The organism is Pseudomonas sp. R3.Fl, assembly GCF_023516765.1.
Taxonomy (GTDB): Bacteria; Pseudomonadota; Gammaproteobacteria; order Pseudomonadales; family Pseudomonadaceae; genus Pseudomonas; species Pseudomonas citronellolis.
On sequence record NZ_JAMGSO010000001.1, the window covers coordinates 6,806,174 to 6,821,305 of the forward strand.

General features: G+C 66.5%; 10 protein-coding genes, 1 tRNA gene and 2 pseudogenes. 11 read left to right on the forward strand and 2 right to left on the reverse strand.

What is annotated here, in order from left to right; translation table 11 throughout:
- Positions 1 to 4 precede the first annotated feature (4 nt).
- Both M8R19_RS30085 and M8R19_RS30090 read right to left on the reverse strand, forming a co-directional pair.
- Complete coding sequence (locus M8R19_RS30085) at positions 5 to 814, reverse strand: ABC transporter substrate-binding protein (RefSeq protein WP_249919785.1); 810 nt, start codon at positions 812 to 814, stop codon at positions 5 to 7.
- A 60-nt stretch (positions 815 to 874) separates the two neighbouring features.
- Complete coding sequence (locus M8R19_RS30090) at positions 875 to 1,543, reverse strand: GntR family transcriptional regulator (RefSeq protein WP_043318899.1); 669 nt, start codon at positions 1,541 to 1,543, stop codon at positions 875 to 877.
- A 538-nt stretch (positions 1,544 to 2,081) separates the two neighbouring features.
- Between M8R19_RS30090 and gacA the strand changes: the two genes are divergently transcribed.
- From gacA to M8R19_RS30145, 11 genes and pseudogenes are all read left to right on the forward strand, one after another.
- The gene (gene gacA / locus M8R19_RS30095) at positions 2,082 to 2,726 is read left to right on the forward strand and encodes a response regulator transcription factor GacA (RefSeq protein WP_009619673.1); all 645 of its coding nucleotides are present in this window, start codon (positions 2,082 to 2,084) and stop codon (positions 2,724 to 2,726) included.
- Positions 2,727 to 4,553: an excinuclease ABC subunit UvrC gene (gene uvrC / locus M8R19_RS30100; RefSeq protein WP_249919786.1), complete on the forward strand. Its 1,827-nt coding sequence runs from the start codon at positions 2,727 to 2,729 to the stop codon at positions 4,551 to 4,553. It begins immediately after the preceding gene.
- 34 nt (positions 4,554 to 4,587) lie between these two features.
- Positions 4,588 to 5,148 (forward strand): CDP-diacylglycerol--glycerol-3-phosphate 3-phosphatidyltransferase, encoded by a 561-nt coding sequence (pgsA, locus tag M8R19_RS30105; RefSeq protein WP_074979477.1) that lies wholly within the window; start codon positions 4,588 to 4,590, stop codon positions 5,146 to 5,148.
- Positions 5,149 to 5,213: 65 nt separating this feature from the next.
- Positions 5,214 to 5,289: transfer RNA gene (locus tag M8R19_RS30110), tRNA-Gly, on the forward strand.
- Between the two features lie 474 nt (positions 5,290 to 5,763).
- Complete coding sequence (locus M8R19_RS30115) at positions 5,764 to 6,735, forward strand: WD40/YVTN/BNR-like repeat-containing protein (protein ID WP_074979479.1); 972 nt, start codon at positions 5,764 to 5,766, stop codon at positions 6,733 to 6,735.
- Entirely contained in the window at positions 6,732 to 9,116 is a 2,385-nt protein-coding gene (locus M8R19_RS30120; protein ID WP_074979482.1) for an efflux RND transporter permease subunit, read from the forward strand. Before M8R19_RS30115 ends, M8R19_RS30120 begins: the two co-directional genes overlap by 4 nt.
- A gap of 55 nt (positions 9,117 to 9,171) precedes the next feature.
- Positions 9,172 to 10,707, forward strand: coding sequence for a DUF1302 family protein (locus M8R19_RS30125; protein ID WP_074979484.1), 1,536 nt, complete (start codon positions 9,172 to 9,174; stop codon positions 10,705 to 10,707).
- 15 nt (positions 10,708 to 10,722) lie between these two features.
- Entirely contained in the window at positions 10,723 to 11,976 is a 1,254-nt protein-coding gene (locus M8R19_RS30130) for a DUF1329 domain-containing protein (protein WP_074979486.1), read from the forward strand.
- A gap of 58 nt (positions 11,977 to 12,034) precedes the next feature.
- Positions 12,035 to 13,309 (forward strand): acyl-CoA dehydrogenase family protein, encoded by a 1,275-nt coding sequence (locus M8R19_RS30135; protein ID WP_249919787.1) that lies wholly within the window; start codon positions 12,035 to 12,037, stop codon positions 13,307 to 13,309.
- 576 nt (positions 13,310 to 13,885) lie between these two features.
- A pseudogene (locus M8R19_RS30140) lies at positions 13,886 to 14,554 on the forward strand (PAS domain-containing protein); the annotation flags it as partial.
- 39 nt (positions 14,555 to 14,593) lie between these two features.
- Positions 14,594 to 14,833: pseudogene (locus M8R19_RS30145) on the forward strand (methyl-accepting chemotaxis protein); the annotation flags it as partial.
- Positions 14,834 to 15,132: the final 299 nt, after the last annotated feature.

Sequence of the window (15,132 nt, forward strand, 5' to 3'; positions counted from 1 at the left end):
CGGCTCAGTCGAGCTTGTCGCCTTCGATGTGCCACTTGGCGAGCAGCGCCTGGTAGCTGCCGTCGGCCTGCATGTCCTGGATGATCTGCTGTACCGCCGCGCTGAGCTGCTTGTCTTCCTTGCGGATGCCCAGGCCGGTGAGGATGCGGGCGAAGGCCGGCACGCCGATCTCGAACAGGTCCGGGGCCATGCCCTGGTAGTAGCCGGCGGTTTCCACGGTGGTGCCGTAGGCGTCGGCCTGCTGGATGCGCAGGGCCTGGAAGGCGTCGGTGTCGGTGTTGTAGACGACGACTTTCATCGGCGCCTTGCCGGCCTGCTTCAGCTTCTCGTTGTGGGCGTCGAGCAGGGTGCGGATGGTCGAGCCGTTGAGCACCGCGACCTTCTTCCCGGACAGGTCGTCGAGGGTGTGGATGCCCTTGGGGTTGCCCTTGGCCACCACCACGGCCTGGCTGGAATACATGTAGTTGACCATGTCGATCACTTCGCGCCGCTCGGGCTTGTCGAACAGCTGGTCCACCAGCATGTCGCACTGCCGGGCCAGCAGCGCCGGGATCAGCCCGGAGAAGGGCGTCACCCGCCATTCGATCTTCTTGTCGCCCAGGCGCTTGGCGATGGCCTCGCCGAGGTCGACGGTGACCCCGGTGAGCTTCTGCGAGGCGTCGTAGAAGCCCATGGGCGGGGAGTCCATGCCGCCGCAGAAGACCACCTTGTCGGCGGTTTTCAGGCGGTCGGGGATTTTCACCGCGTCGGCGTGCGCCAGCGGGGCGGCCAGGCAGAGGGCGAGAAGGCACTGCGGGATCCTGCGTACGAACATGTTCAGCTCCAGTGGGCGAGGTTGCCGGGGCAGTTCAACGGGACAGGCGAAGCGTGGGTCTCAGGCGCCCTTTGCTTCGAGGAACTTCAGCAGCGAGGGCACCGTGCCCTCGATGTGCTCGCAGAGCACCCGCTCGGCTTCGCGGGCGTCGCCGCTGCGCAGGGCGTCGAGGATCACCGCGTGCTCCTCGCGGGCGCTCATGGGCTTGTCGACGTGCTGCAGCCACAGGCGCATGTGCGGCTCGATCACCGAGTACAGGGCGTTGATCTGGCGCAGCAGGCGCGGGCGCTCGGCGAGGCTGCAGAGGTATTCGTGGAAGACGCGGTGGCGGCTGACCCACTCGGCGCTGTCGTCGCGGTAGTCGTCCATCTCGTCGAGCAGGCGTTCCAGGCGCGCCAACTGGCGTTCGCCCAGCTTCGGCACGGCGAGGCGGATGGCCAGGCCTTCGAGGGCGCTGCGCATCTCGAAGACTTCGCGCATCTCCTCGATGTTCAGCCCGCTGACGATGGCGCCGCGGTTCGGCCGCAGCGTCACCAGGCCCTCGGCGGCCAGGCGGCGGAAGGCTTCGCGCACCGGCATGCGGCTCATGCCGATGTCGTTGGCGATGTCTTCGGCGATCAGGCGGTCGCCGGTGCGGTACTGGCCCTTGCAGATGGCGTCCAGCAGGTAGCTGTAGGCCTCTTCTTCGGCGGTTACGGGTTGGCGGTCGTAGTTGGGTACCAGGCGCATGGGGCGCTCCTTTTGGATTTCTGTATCCAATTATCCATGAATGCAATTAAGCAGATGCCGTGCCAGGATCGCTGATCGAGACACAAACCGTTGATTCGCTGGCGATTTGGTTGGGATGGAGGAGGGCGGCGGGGTGCTGGATGGGCATCGAACGGTAACGTCCGGCGCTCGTCGTGCGTCATGTTGATGCACGGCGGGCACTTTTGTAACGCGGGCGGACGTTCGTCAGGACGGCGCCGGGGGATGTGCCGTGGCCGCGGCGGCGTGCGTCGATGCCTGGGCTGGCACTGTCAGCTCCGCTTCGCCCCGCGACAACCGGTCTCAGCCGAAAGAATGGTCGTGATGCCCATCCTTGACGCTTCGCTCGGCGCCTGGTCAGCTTGGCGCGGGCGCTTCGGGGGTGCTTGCTGGTTCGTTGGCGCTTGCAATTTGACAGCTGTGTTCCAAGCTAGGTCAGGGCATCGCTTTCTGTTAAGGTTCGCGGATTCGATGGCGCGCACAGCGCCGGATTCCACTCTAGTTATGCATGAGGTGCTGTGTGATCAAGGTGCTGGTGGTCGATGACCACGATCTGGTGCGCACCGGAATTACCCGCATGCTGGCCGACATCGAGGGCCTGCAGGTGGTGGGCCAGGCCGAATCCGGCGAGGACGCCCTGCGCCTGGCCCGGGAACTCAAGCCCGACGTCGTCCTGATGGACGTGAAGATGCCCGGCATCGGCGGCCTGGAAGCCACCCGCAAGCTGATGCGCAGCCAGCCGGACGTGCGCGTGCTGGCCGTGACCGTCTGCGAGGAAGACCCGTTCCCCACCCGCCTCATGCAGGCCGGCGCTTCCGGTTACCTGACCAAGGGCGCGGCGCTTGAGGAAATGGTCCAGGCCATCCGCCAGGTCTTCGCCGGGCAGCGCTACATCAGCCCGCAGATCGCCCAGAGCCTGGCGCTGAAGTCCTTCGAGCCGGAGAAGGGCGGTTCGCCGTTCGACTCGCTGTCCGAGCGCGAAATCCAGATCGCCCTGATGATCGCCAACTGCCACAAGGTGCAGAGCATCTCCGACAAGCTCTGCCTGTCGCCCAAGACGGTGAACACCTACCGCTACCGCATCTACGAGAAGCTCTCCATCACCAGCGACGTCGAGCTGGCGCTGCTGGCGGTGCGCCACGGCATGGTGGATGCCAGCAACTAGATGAGCGCGGTGTTCGATTCGGCGGCCTACCTCGCCACCTGCAGCGGCCGCCCCGGCGTCTACCGCATGTTCGATGCGGACGCCAAGCTGCTCTACGTCGGCAAGGCGAAGAACCTCAAGAAGCGCCTGGCCAGCTACTTCCGCAAGACCGGCCTGGCGCCCAAGACCGCCGCCCTGGTGGCGCGCATCGCCCAGGTCGAGACCACCATCACCGCCAACGAGACCGAGGCGCTGCTGCTGGAGCAGACGCTGATCAAGGAGTGGCGGCCGCCGTACAACATCCTCCTGCGCGACGACAAGTCCTACCCCTACGTCTACCTGTCGAGCGAGGACGAATACCCGCGCCTGGCCCTGCACCGCGGCGCCAAGAAGGCCAAGGGCCGCTACTTCGGGCCCTACCCGAGCGCCGGCGCCATCCGCGAGAGCCTGGCCCTGCTGCAGAAGGCCTTCCTGGTGCGGCAGTGCGAGGACAGCTACTTCCGCAACCGCACCCGGCCCTGCCTGCAGTACCAGATCAAGCGCTGCAAGGGGCCCTGCGTCGGCCTGGTCGGCCCCGAGGAATACGCCCAGGACGTGCGCCACTCGGTGATGTTCCTCGAAGGCCGCAGCAACCAGCTGGCCGAGGAACTGAGCGCCGACATGGAGCAGGCGGCCATGCGCCTGGAGTTCGAGCGCGCCGCCGAGCTGCGCGACCAGGTGGCCATCCTGCGCCGCGTGCAGGACCAGCAGAGCATGGAGGGCGGCAACGGCGACGTCGACGTCATCGCCGCCATGGTCAACCCCGGCGGCGCCTGCGTGCACCTGATCAGCGTGCGCGGCGGGCGCGTGCTGGGCAGCAAGAACTTCTTCCCCCAGGTGGGCATAGAAGAGGAGGTCGACGAGGTGCTGCTGGCTTTCCTCGGCCAGTACTACCTGAGCCACCACGAGCGCGAGCTGCCGGCGGAGCTGATCGTCAACGCCGTGCACGAGGACTTCCCGGTGTTGATCGAGGCTATCGCCACTGCCCGCGGCCGCGAACTGGAGATCAGCCACCGGGTGCGCGGCACCCGCGCGCGCTGGCAGCAACTGGCGATCACCAACGCCGAACAGGCCCTGGCCGCGCGCCTGGCCAACCGCCAGCACGTCGCCGCGCGCTTCGAGGCCCTGGCCGAAGCGCTGGACCTGGACGAGCCGCCGCAGCGCCTGGAGTGCTTCGACATCAGCCATTCCAGCGGCGAGGCCACGGTGGCGTCCTGCGTGGTGTTCGGCCCCGAGGGGCCGCTGAAGTCCGACTACCGGCGCTTCAACATCGAGGGCATCACCGCTGGCGACGATTATGCGGCCATGCACCAGGCCCTGACGCGGCGCTTCAGCCGCCTGAAGGAAGGGGAGGGCAAGATGCCCGACATCCTCCTGGTGGACGGCGGCAAGGGCCAACTGGCCATGGCCCAGGAAGTGCTCCAGGAACTGGCGGTGAGCGGGCTGATCCTGCTCGGCGTGGCCAAGGGCGTGACGCGCAAGCCGGGCCTGGAGACTCTCTACCTCAACGATGCCGAGCACGAATTCACCCTGCCGGGGAATTCCCCGGCGCTGCACCTGATCCAGCAGATCCGCGACGAGTCGCACCGTTTCGCCATCACCGGCCACCGCGCGCGCCGCGGCAAGGCCCGGCGCACCTCGAGCCTGGAAGAGGTGCCGGGGGTCGGGCCCAAGCGCCGCCGCGAGCTGCTCAAGCATTTCGGTGGGTTGCAGGAACTGGGCCGCGCCAGTATCGATGAGATCGCCAAGGCCCCGGGCATCAGCAAAAAGCTGGCCGAGCAGATTTATGCTGCCCTGCACAGCGAGTAGAATGCCGGGCTCAACTCACCGGCCAGTGGTCCCGATGAATATTCCGAATCTGCTCACTCTGCTCCGCGTCCTGCTCATCCCGATCTTCATCCTGCTGTTCTACATGCCGTTCCCGGGCAGCCACCTGGCCTCCAGCGCGGTATTCGCCCTGGCCGCGGCGACCGACTGGCTGGATGGGTATCTGGCGCGCAAGCTGGGGCAGAGCACGCCCTTCGGCGCCTTCCTCGACCCGGTGGCGGACAAGCTGATGGTGGCGGTGGCGCTGGTGCTGCTGGTGGAAGAGCACGCCAACCTCTGGCTGACGCTGCCGGCGGTGATCATCATCGGCCGCGAGATCGTGGTCTCGGCGCTGCGCGAATGGATGGCCGAACTGGGCGCCCGCGCCCACGTCGCCGTATCCAACCTGGGCAAGTGGAAGACCGCCGCGCAGATGGCCGCGCTGGTGATCCTGCTGGCCAACGCCCCGCTGTTCACCTTCTGGGTGCTGCTGGGCTACGGGCTGCTGATCGTCGCCGCGGCCCTGACGCTGTGGTCCATGCTGCACTACCTGCTGGCCGCCTGGCCGCACCTGAGCACCACCCCGAAAGAGAAATAACTTTTTTTGAATCAAAGGGTTGACGAGGCTCCAGAAAAAGATAGAATGGCGCCCGTCAACACGACGCGGGAATAGCTCAGTTGGTAGAGCACGACCTTGCCAAGGTCGGGGTCGCGAGTTCGAGTCTCGTTTCCCGCTCCAAATATCGACCTGCAGATGTCCACTGGCATTTGCAAGTCACTGAAAAAAGGGCCGAAAGGCCCTTTTTTCGTTCCGCCGTAAAAACCTTCCCTGCACCTCCTTCCTGAGTCTTCATCCTGCCGTCGGGCTAACGGGTGAAGCCCCTTTTTGCCGTTGCGCCGGTCTTCTCGAGACCTGTCGTGGCGGGACCTCCAGAGCGTCTTGAATGCCATGCCCCGCCGGTTTGCGGGTCGGCCCCCCCGCCGACTACCTGCGCTGGGGGGACGTTCAGGTTTCGTCGGAGCGCCATGCTCGGTTCACACAAGAACAACGACAGGTGCTCCAATGCGAAGCCCACAGACCGCTCCCGATGCCTGTGCATCGGCCGTTGCCTCTACGCCCGCCCGCGCAGGTATCCATCATGCCGCTCCATGTCCCAGGAGCGTCCCCAGGTCGGCAGCCCATGTCTCGGCGCAAGGCTCCGCCCAGACGGGGTTGCTGCCCTGGCTGGCCCGCCTGTCCCCGTGGCTGCTGATCGCCGGCATCGGTTATGCGGCCGTGTTCGTCAAACCCCATGTCACTGGCGCTGCGTTGTCCCAGCCGGTCGTCGAGCGGCGCGACATGTTCTTCGGCGCCGCGGGGGATTCCGCTTCGCTCTGGGTGGTCGGCCAGGCCGGGGCCGTGCTGCATGGGCAGGCGGGAGCCAACCGCTGGAGCCGCGAAGCCTTCCCCGCGCGGACCAACCTGCAGGCGGTGGCGGTTTCGCCCGATGGGGTGGTGGTGGCCGCGGGCAATGGCGGGGAGCTCTGGGTGAAAGCCCCGGGGGGCGACTGGCGCAAGGTGAGCCTGCCGGTGGCGGAGGTGGGGAACAAGCTGCTCGACGTGCAGTTCATCGCCGGCCGTTTCTGGGTGGTGGGGGAGATGGGCGCGCTGTTTCGCTCCAGCCCGGAGGGTTCTTCCTGGGAGCGCCTTGGGCAGGAGCAGGACGTGGCCTTCAACGCTATCCGGCCTGGCGCGGAAGGCGACCTCTGGATCGCCGCCGAGTTTGGCCGCCTGCTGCGCAGCCGCGATGGCGGGATGACCTGGAGCACCGTCGAACTCGGCAGCGAGAGCCTTCGCTCCGTGGCCTTCAACGGCCGCACCGGAGTGGCCGTGGGCAACACCGGGCATGTCTACGTCAGCCCCGATGGCGGTGATAGCTGGAACGCCATCGAACCTTTCACCCATGAGCATCTGCATGACGTGGCGGTGACGGACGGACTCTGGAGCGTGGTGGGCGAGCATGGGTTGTTCTTCCAGAGCCGCAATCCCGCCGCGCTCTGGCAGGACGCCGCGCCGGCGGGCCTGGGCAAGGGCTATTTCACCCGCGTGCTGCCGGTCGCCGGCGGCAACCTGCTGGTCGGTCGGCAGCTCGCCATGGTCGATGCCGGGCGCCTGGCCGCGGTGCCGTCGGGGGAGCAACCATGAGCCAGCTGAAGAACTTTGCATCTCGCCTGGCGGAGTGGTCGATCGCACATCGCCGGCCGGTGAGCCTGATAGTCGCGCTGATCACCCTGTTCTTCGCCCTGTGCCTGACGCGCCTGGACATCCAGACGCGTTTCGCCGACATGGTGCCCCATGACCATCCCTACGTGCGGGTGCACCAGGCCTACAAGGACAGCTTCGCCGCGGGCAACCGCGTGACCATCCTGGTTGAGGCCCGCCAGGGGGACATCCTGCGCGGCGACATCCTCGCCGAGGTCCAGCGCATCACCCTGGCGCTGCGCAAGGTCGAGGGCGTCAATCCCCAGCAGATCGTCTCCATCGCCTCGCGCAAGCTGAAGCGGGTGGAGGCCTCCAGCGAGGGCATCGAGACGCAGCCGCTGATGGGCGAGCAGGTCCCGCGCAGCGAGGCCGAGCTGCGCACCCTGCGCCAGGCGATCCTCAACAATTCGATGGTCTACGGCCTGTTCGTCGATCGCGACTTCGGCTCGACGCTGATCCAGGTGGACTTCTATGACCACCTGGTGAACTACAAGGCGATCTTCCCGCAGATCCAGGCGATCCTCGATGCCTCGCCGATCAAGGACCAGGTCAGCCTGCACCTGGTGGGGGAGCCGATCCTCTATGGCTGGGTCGCCCATTACCTCCCGGAAACCCTCGGCCTGTCGCTCCTCTCGCTCGGGGCGATGCTGGTGCTGCTGTTCGTCTTCAGCCGTACCTGGCGGGGGACGCTGCTGCCGCTGATCGCGGGGACCATCTCGGGTACCTGGGCCCTGGGCATCAGCGCTTTGCTGGGCTACAACTGGGACCCGCTGGTGGTCGTGGTGGCCTTCATCATCACGGCCCGGGCCTTCTCCCATTCGGTGCAGCTGATCACCCGTTTCGACGACCTCGCCGTCGATGGCCAGGTGACCCCGCGGCGCGCCGCCGAGCAGGCCATGGCCGAGCTGTTCCGCCCCAGCATGCTCGGGCTCTACGCCGATGCCGGCGCCATTCTCTGCGTGATGCTGACGCCGATCCCCCTGCTGCACAAGGTGGCGATCATCGGCGCCGTGTGGGTCATGAGCATCGCCGTGTCGGCGGTGGTGATGACGCCGATCCTGTTGTCCTGGATCCGGCGCCCGCAAGGCTTCGTGCACCCGCTGAACCTCGATTTCATCCTGCGCGCCGTGCTGCGGGCTGCCTCGCTGCTGGTTTCGACCAGGGCCCGCTACTGGGTGGCGCCGGTGTGCCTGCTGCTGCTCTGCGGGCTGCTGTTCGAGGCCTCGCGCATCCAGGTCGGCGATGCCAGCGACGGCTCGCCGATCCTCTGGCAGGACGCGCCGTTCAATCGCGACAGCGCCCTGGTCAATCGCCTCTACCCGGGCTCCGAGCAGATGTTCGTGGTCATCGAGGGACATGGGCCGGACGCCCTGAAGGCGCCCGAGGTGCTGGACTGGGCGCAGCGCTTCTCCCGCTACATGGAGCGCCAGCCCGAAATAGGCGGAAGCGTCTCGCTGGCCGACCTGGTGGTGGACATCCGCCGCAATCTCTACGAGGGCAACCCGCGTTACCGCGAGCTGGGCGCTTCGCAGACCGAGAACGGCGAGCTGATCAACTTCTACCTGCAGGGTGCCGCGCCGGAGGACATGGCGCAGTACGCGGACCGCCAGTTCCGCAATGGCGCCATCACGCTGTTCTTCCGTGACCACAAGGGTGAAACCCTGCGCAATGCCATCCACTATGCCCAGGCATTCATCGCCGGGAATCCGCTGAAGCAGGCCGACGTCAAGCTGGCCGGCGGCAGCCTGGGGGTGATCGCCGCGGTCAACGAGGTGCTGCTCAGGGACCAGATCGAGGCCATCGCCCTGGCCTTCCTGGTGGTCGTGGTCTGCTGCCTGGTGGTCTACCGCTCTTCCGTCAGCGGCATCTTCTTCATCATCCCGGTGCTGGTCTCCAACGTCGTCACCTTCGCCTTCATGTCCTGGCAGGGCATCGGCATGAGCATCAGCACGCTGCCGGTGGTCGCGCTGGGCATCGGGCTGGGCGTCGATTACGCCTTCTACATTGTCGACTCGATCAAGGAGTTCCTGGAGAAGCGCCCCGATGCGACGCCGCTGGAGGCCGTGCTGCAGTCCATCGGCTCGGCCGGTAGAGGCGTGCTGCTGACAGCCTTCACGCTCGCGGCGGGGGTTCTGCTGTGGACGCTTTCCTCGTTGCGCTTCCAGGCCGAGATGGGGCTGCTGATCGGCCTCTGGCTCATGGTTTCCGCCTTCACATCGCTGTTCGTCATGCCCGCCCTCGCGCTGGTGTTCAAGCCCAGGTTCATCTTCGCCGCGCCGCTTGAGGAGGAGCGGTGCGCCCCGGGTATCCAGACCAGCGGCTGAGCGACTGACGTTCGTTGCTACCTGCCGTCAATAACAACAATGAGAGGTGTATCGAATGCAATCCAGAAGACCGATTGCGAGACCGTCCTGGGCCCTGGCCCTGCTGCCTTTGAGCATGTTGCCCTGCGGGGCGCAGGCGATGGACTACGGAAATGACGATTTCGGCTTCAGCCTGGGGGGCTACATCAGGGGCTGGACTTCCTTCAACCTCAAGGACGCGCCGGAAACCCACGGCGACGACAAGGGCAAGCTGTCCATGCTGCGGACGTCGCTGTTGCTGGATGCCGATGCGGTCACCGGGCCCTTGAGCTGGAAGGCCATCACCCGTGTCGACAAGGAGGTGATGACCGACTACCAGCGGGACCTGCAGGACCTCAACCGCTCCATGGTCAACACCGGCTTCCGCGGCCGCGGCAGCGACCTCATGGACCAGTACGACCGGGCCGAGCTGCGCGAATTCTATTTCGACTACGAGAAGGACCGGGTGAAGGTCCGTGTCGGCAAGCAGCAGGTGGTCTGGGGGGAGACCGACTTCTTCCGCGCCATGGACGTCGTGCAGGGCTTCGACTATCGCTGGCGCTCCTTCCTCGAGCCGGAGAACGAGGAGCTGCGCAAGCCGCTGATCATGGTCAACACCACGATCCAGGTGCCCGAAGCCGACGGCTCCCTGCAGGTGCTGCTGCGCCCGGGGCTGGATGCGCATAACGCCATAGGCAACAGCGTGGACTTCTATGGCGGGCGCTGGGCGCCGCAGCCGTACCGGGGGACCGATTTCTACTCGCTGCTCGACACCGACTACGAGCATTCGGCAGGCGACAACCGGAAGGTGACCGGCGGGCTGCGCTGGGCGGGGATCATCGGCGACGTCAACTACTCGCTGGCCTGGCTCAAGTCCTATCAGGGCGACCCGGTCGTCAACTCGCGCTTCAACCCCTACCACGACACGCCCAAGGGCGTGCTGGGGGACCTGATCTACCCCGAGATCACCGTCTGGGGGGCAACCGCCAGCACCTACGTGCCGGCAGCGGATGCCGTGTTTTCCACCGAGCTGGTCTATACCCAGGACGCCGCGTTCAACTACGGCAGCGAGCCGCTGGCGCCGGGCCTGCCACCGGGCTTCAGCGGCCTCATGCGCAAGGACACCTTCACCACCATGCTGCGCATGGACAAGACGGTGGACCTGTCCCGCTTCCTGGGCACCAGCCGGCCGTCCTTCCTTTCGGCCCAGCTGTTCAACACCCGGGTGCTCGGTTTTTCCGAGGACGACGACCTGGTTGCGCTGGCCGCCTACACCGCCAAGAAGAAGCGTGACACCACGATCTTCACCACCGTGCTGCAGGCCAACTACCGCAACGACACCATCAACCCGTCGCTGGCCGGCGGCGTCGACCTGTCGGGGGACGGTGGCTTCCTGATACCGGCGGTGGAGTTCGCCATGGGCGACAAGTGGCGGCTGCGCGCCGAAGCCGACCTGTTCTTCGCCGCGGGCAACAGCAACGACTCCGCCCAGGAAGACAACGGCGCCACCCGGCTGTTCGGCTACTTCGACACCCACGACCAGCTGGTGCTGCGTCTGACCCGTCAATTCTAGTTCTGGTGAAAAACGATGAACGTACTTTTCAAGTATGCCGCCTTCGCATTGGCCTTCGGCCTGGCCACCTCGGCCGCGGCCACGGAACTGGCGGCTGGCACCCGCATCGACAAGAGCAATCTCGACAAGGTGCTGGGCGATACCTTCGAAGGCAAGCCGCTGAAGGAACTGCTGACCGAGAAGGTCCAGTGGCAGATCAGGAACTACAACCTGGGGCTCACCCTGGCGGCTTCCAAACCCGTGGCGCTGGACCCGGCCTACCTCAAGGCCAGCGCCGACAACGCCGGCAAGGTGACTTTCGACAAGGCCACCCGCACGGTGAAGGGTTGGGAAAAGGGCGTGCCTTTCCCGCAGATCGATGAGAAGGACCCGGACGCCGGGGACAAGATCGTCTGGAACTTCATCTACGGCCGCCCCATGGGCGACTCCCAGGAACTGAAGAACTTCCACTACATCCTGATCGATGCGAAGACCGGCGTCGAACGCGTGCAGCGCTACCGCCTGGACCGCTTCTATACCCGTGGCCGGCTCAACGGGCCGGCGAGCATCGGCGACGACTTCATGCTGCAGAACACCCTGCTGTTCGCCGAGGCGCCGCAGGACATCAAGGGGATCGGTACCTACACCAAGCGCTATGCCGATGGCTTCAAGATCGACGATGTCTGGGCCTATGTGAAATCGGTGCGGCGCGTACGGCGGATCTCCGGCAATGCCTGGATGGACCCGGTAGGGGGGCTGGACATCCTGGGCGATGACATCGACGTCTGGGACTCGCCGCCGAATTGGTACAAGAGCATCAAGCTGGTCGGCAAGCGCTGGATCCTCGCCGTGACCGATACGCCCAATACCGTGGGCAGCGAAGGGCAGGGCCCCGCGGCGCAGTTCCCCTGGCTGGACGTCTCCACCGCGCCCTACTGGAACCCGAACCCCAAGCTGGGCTGGCAGCCCCGCGAGGTCTGGGTGCTGGAGGGCACGCCGCCGGATGCCCACCCGTACGGCAAGAAGATTCTCTACGTCGACGTCCAGGCCAATCGCCCGCTGATGTCCGAGATCTACGACAAGAACGGCGAGTTCTGGCGCTTCCACCACATGCAGCAGCAGTCCATCACCGGCGAGGACAGCTACAAGGCGATCCTTCCCGTGCAGGGCGAGCAGATCGACTTCAAGCGCCAGCACGCGACCAACTTCGTCTCGACCTACGTGGTCAACCGCAAGGGCGCCAAGGAGTCCGATTTCTCCCTGGGCAAACTGGAAGCGGCCGGCAAGTGACGGCAGGGTCGCCGGCCCCCGGGCCGGCGACTCCATGACAACAATAGGAGCCAAGGCGATGACCCTCTGTAACCTTCCCCCCCAACAGTGGCCTGCCGAACCCAAGGTACAGCTCGGCCCCTGGGCCTGCGAGCCGCCGCTGGACGAGGAGTCCGAAGCGTTCCGCCAGAGCCTGCGCCAGTTCGCCAGCAAGACCATGCGCCCCATCGGCCAGGAACTGGACCGCCTGGGCGCCGAGCAGGTGGCGGCCAAGGGCTCGCGCCTGTACGAGTTCTTCGCCGAGTACGACAAGCTCGGCATCAGCCAGGAACTGCTGGCCAGCCTGAGCGACGAGCAGCGTGCGGTGATGTTCCCGCTGCTGTTCGAGGAACTCGGCTGGGGCGATGCCGGCCTGGCTATCGCGGCGGCTGCGCGCATGTTGCCGCTGTACATGGCGGCCAAGCTGGGCAACCGGTTCGTGCTCGATGAATATTCCGAGCAACTGATCGGCTGCTGGGGCATCACCGAGCCGGATCATGGCAGCGACTCGCTGGATGCCAGCCGGCAGGTCTTCCACCCCCAGGGCAGCTATGGCCGGCCCAACTGCGTGGCGCGGGTCAGCAACGGGCAACTGGTGATCAACGGGCAGAAATCCGCCTGGGTCTCCAACGGCTGTATCGCCGACCTCTGCGTGCTCTATTGCGCCGCCGACACGCCCAACGGCCCGGATACCCAGCGCGGTTACTGCGTGGTAGTGCCGACCGACCTGCCGGGTGTGTCCCTCGGCAAGCCTCTGGAGAAGCTCGGCCAGCGTCCGCTGCCCCAGGGCGAGCTGTACTTCGACAACGTCAAGGTCAGCCTCGACCACGTGCTGGCCGGGCCGGAGGACTACAAGCGCGCCGTCTACGCCATCCACACCGACGCCAACCTGCTGATGGCCGCCACCTTCACCGGCGTGGCGCGCTCGGCCTATGACCATGCCCTGGCCTACGCCCACGAACGCAAGCAGGGCGGCCTGCCGATCATCCGTCACCAGGACGTGGCGCGCCGGCTGTTCCACATGCTGCGCAAGGTCGAGGCGGCCCAGGCGCTGACCCGCCGCGTGGCCCGCTTCAACGCCCTGGCGCCGGTGCCGGCGCTGCAGGCGGCGATGCTGGCCAAGGTCACTGCCACCGAGCACGCCTTCGAGGTGGCCAGTGACGCCATCCAGATGTTCGGCGGCAACGGCCTGACCCGCGAGTACCCGGTGGAGAAGATCCTGCGCGACGCCCGCGCCTCGATGATCGAGGACGGCTGCAACCAGGTCCTGGCGATCAAGGGTGGCTACAGCCTGCTCGATCCGGAGTGGCTGTAACGGGCGAAGCGATGGCGTTGGCATGAGTTCATCGCTGCTGAAGCCCTTCCGGTAGCGCGTGCCGGCACGGCATGCCGCGCACTGACGCCGATCCCTCATGGCAGTGGCCGTCGCGACACTGCTCTCCCTGTCGTGTCCCGCTCGATACCCGGGTGGCACCGCCCCGGTGCCACCTGTTTTTTTAGTTACCCGACATTCCTGGCGGCCTGCCGCATCGATCGAGGGAGGCCGTAATCACCCTTCACCCGGGAGCTGATCATGTATCTGTTTTCTTCTGCAGTTCTGGTTCGCAACCTGCTGCGCCGGCTTGTTGCCCTGATGGGGAACGACGCCACGGTCACGGGTTCCGACCGTCAGTTGGCCTTGCAGGCGGAAAGCGCCGTGCAACGCCTCCAACAGCGCCTGGCCGAACTCGATTCGCAGGTCGAGCAGGCGGTGGCCGAGCGGCGAGCTGCCGATGAGGCGAATGCGCGCCTGGCAGCCAGCCTCTCCCATGAGCGGAGCCGCTGCGAACTCCTGGCGGCCTGCGCCGAGGGTTGCTGGGACGTGCTGGTTGCGGCGGGGGAGTCGCTGCCGATGGAGGCTGGGCTGGCGTCGTCGGCAAACCTGCAGGCGCTGCTCGGGCTCGGTCCGTCGGCCCGGCTGGGCGACTTCTTCGCCAGCGCGCATCCCGAGGACAGGGCAGGCCTGCAGCGGGCCGTTCTCGACAGCCTGAAGACGGAAATCGCGCACCACCCGCTGGAGTGCCGCCTACGGGGGGCGGAGGGTGGCTACCGCTGGTTCCGGACCCACTGCGCCAGCCTGCGGGGGGAGGAGGGCAAGAGCACCCGCCTGGTGTGCACGCTGCGCGACATCCAGGATGAACGGCGCCAGGCCGAGGCGCTGGAGACCTGCGAGCAGCGTTTCCGGCTGATGGGCGAAACCATCCGCGAGGCGCTGTGGGAGATGGAAGTGGTCGAGGGCGACCCGGTGAACCCGCACAACAGGCTCTGGTGGTCGCCGCAGTACATCCGGCTGCTCGGCTTCGACGAGGCCGAAGCCTTTCCCGCGGAACTGGACAGCTGGGCTTCGCGCCTGCATCCGGAAGACAGCCGGCAGGCCCTGCAGGCCTTCGCCGAGTACATGACCCGCCGCGAGGCCTCCGGCCCGTTGGAGCTCATGTACCGGCTGCGGCTCAAGAGCGGCGACTACAGCTGGTTCCGCGCCCGCGGCATGGCGCACCGCGACGAGCATGGCGTGCCCCTGCGGGTGATGGGCTCGCTGGTCAATGCCCAGGGCGAGCACGAGGAGAACGAGCTGCGCCGCCTGCAGGCGCGGCAGCATGAAGTGCTGCAGGACAACCTGCAGAAGCTCGGGATGATCGTCGGCACCATCCAGGGCATTGCCACCCAGACCAACCTGCTGGCCCTCAATGCCGCCATCGAGGCAGCCCGTGCCGGTGATCTGGGGCGTGGCTTCGCGGTAGTCGCGGACGAGGTGCGCACCCTGGCGATCCGTACCACCGAGGCGACCCAGCAGGCCAAGGCGATGATGAACAGCGGCGCCCTGTAAGGCCGCCGATAGGGGGAACTCCCCCCATCGGCCACCACTGCCGGGGGGACGTAGGCGTTCGGGTGAGTGGGCATGATCGTTCCCACATACAAGAACAATTAGCAGGTAGCACCCATGCCACGCCTACGAGCCGCACCCGCTGTTCGTCCAGCGGATGCCTTCGGCGCCCCCCGGTCCGCCGGCCATGGCGCCGACCACCCGTCCTTTTCCATGCAATGGCTCGACCGCCTGTTCGGCGCCCTCGGCCCGTCGCTGACACGACTGCCCCGTCC

Bases quoted from the DNA above. Each gene is read 5' to 3' on its own strand.
- uvrC (WP_249919786.1), top strand. From the start codon at position 2,727: ATGAGCGCGGTGTTCGATTCGGCGGCCTACCTCGCCACCTGCAGCGGC.
- M8R19_RS30090 (WP_043318899.1), bottom strand. From the start codon at position 1,543: ATGCGCCTGGTACCCAACTACGACCGCCAACCCGTAACCGCCGAAGAA.
- M8R19_RS30130 (WP_074979486.1), top strand. From the start codon at position 10,723: ATGAACGTACTTTTCAAGTATGCCGCCTTCGCATTGGCCTTCGGCCTG.
- M8R19_RS30085 (WP_249919785.1), bottom strand. From the start codon at position 814: ATGTTCGTACGCAGGATCCCGCAGTGCCTTCTCGCCCTCTGCCTGGCC.
- M8R19_RS30125 (WP_074979484.1), top strand. From the start codon at position 9,172: ATGCAATCCAGAAGACCGATTGCGAGACCGTCCTGGGCCCTGGCCCTG.
- M8R19_RS30135 (WP_249919787.1), top strand. From the start codon at position 12,035: ATGACCCTCTGTAACCTTCCCCCCCAACAGTGGCCTGCCGAACCCAAG.
- pgsA (WP_074979477.1), top strand. From the start codon at position 4,588: ATGAATATTCCGAATCTGCTCACTCTGCTCCGCGTCCTGCTCATCCCG.
- M8R19_RS30120 (WP_074979482.1), top strand. From the start codon at position 6,732: ATGAGCCAGCTGAAGAACTTTGCATCTCGCCTGGCGGAGTGGTCGATC.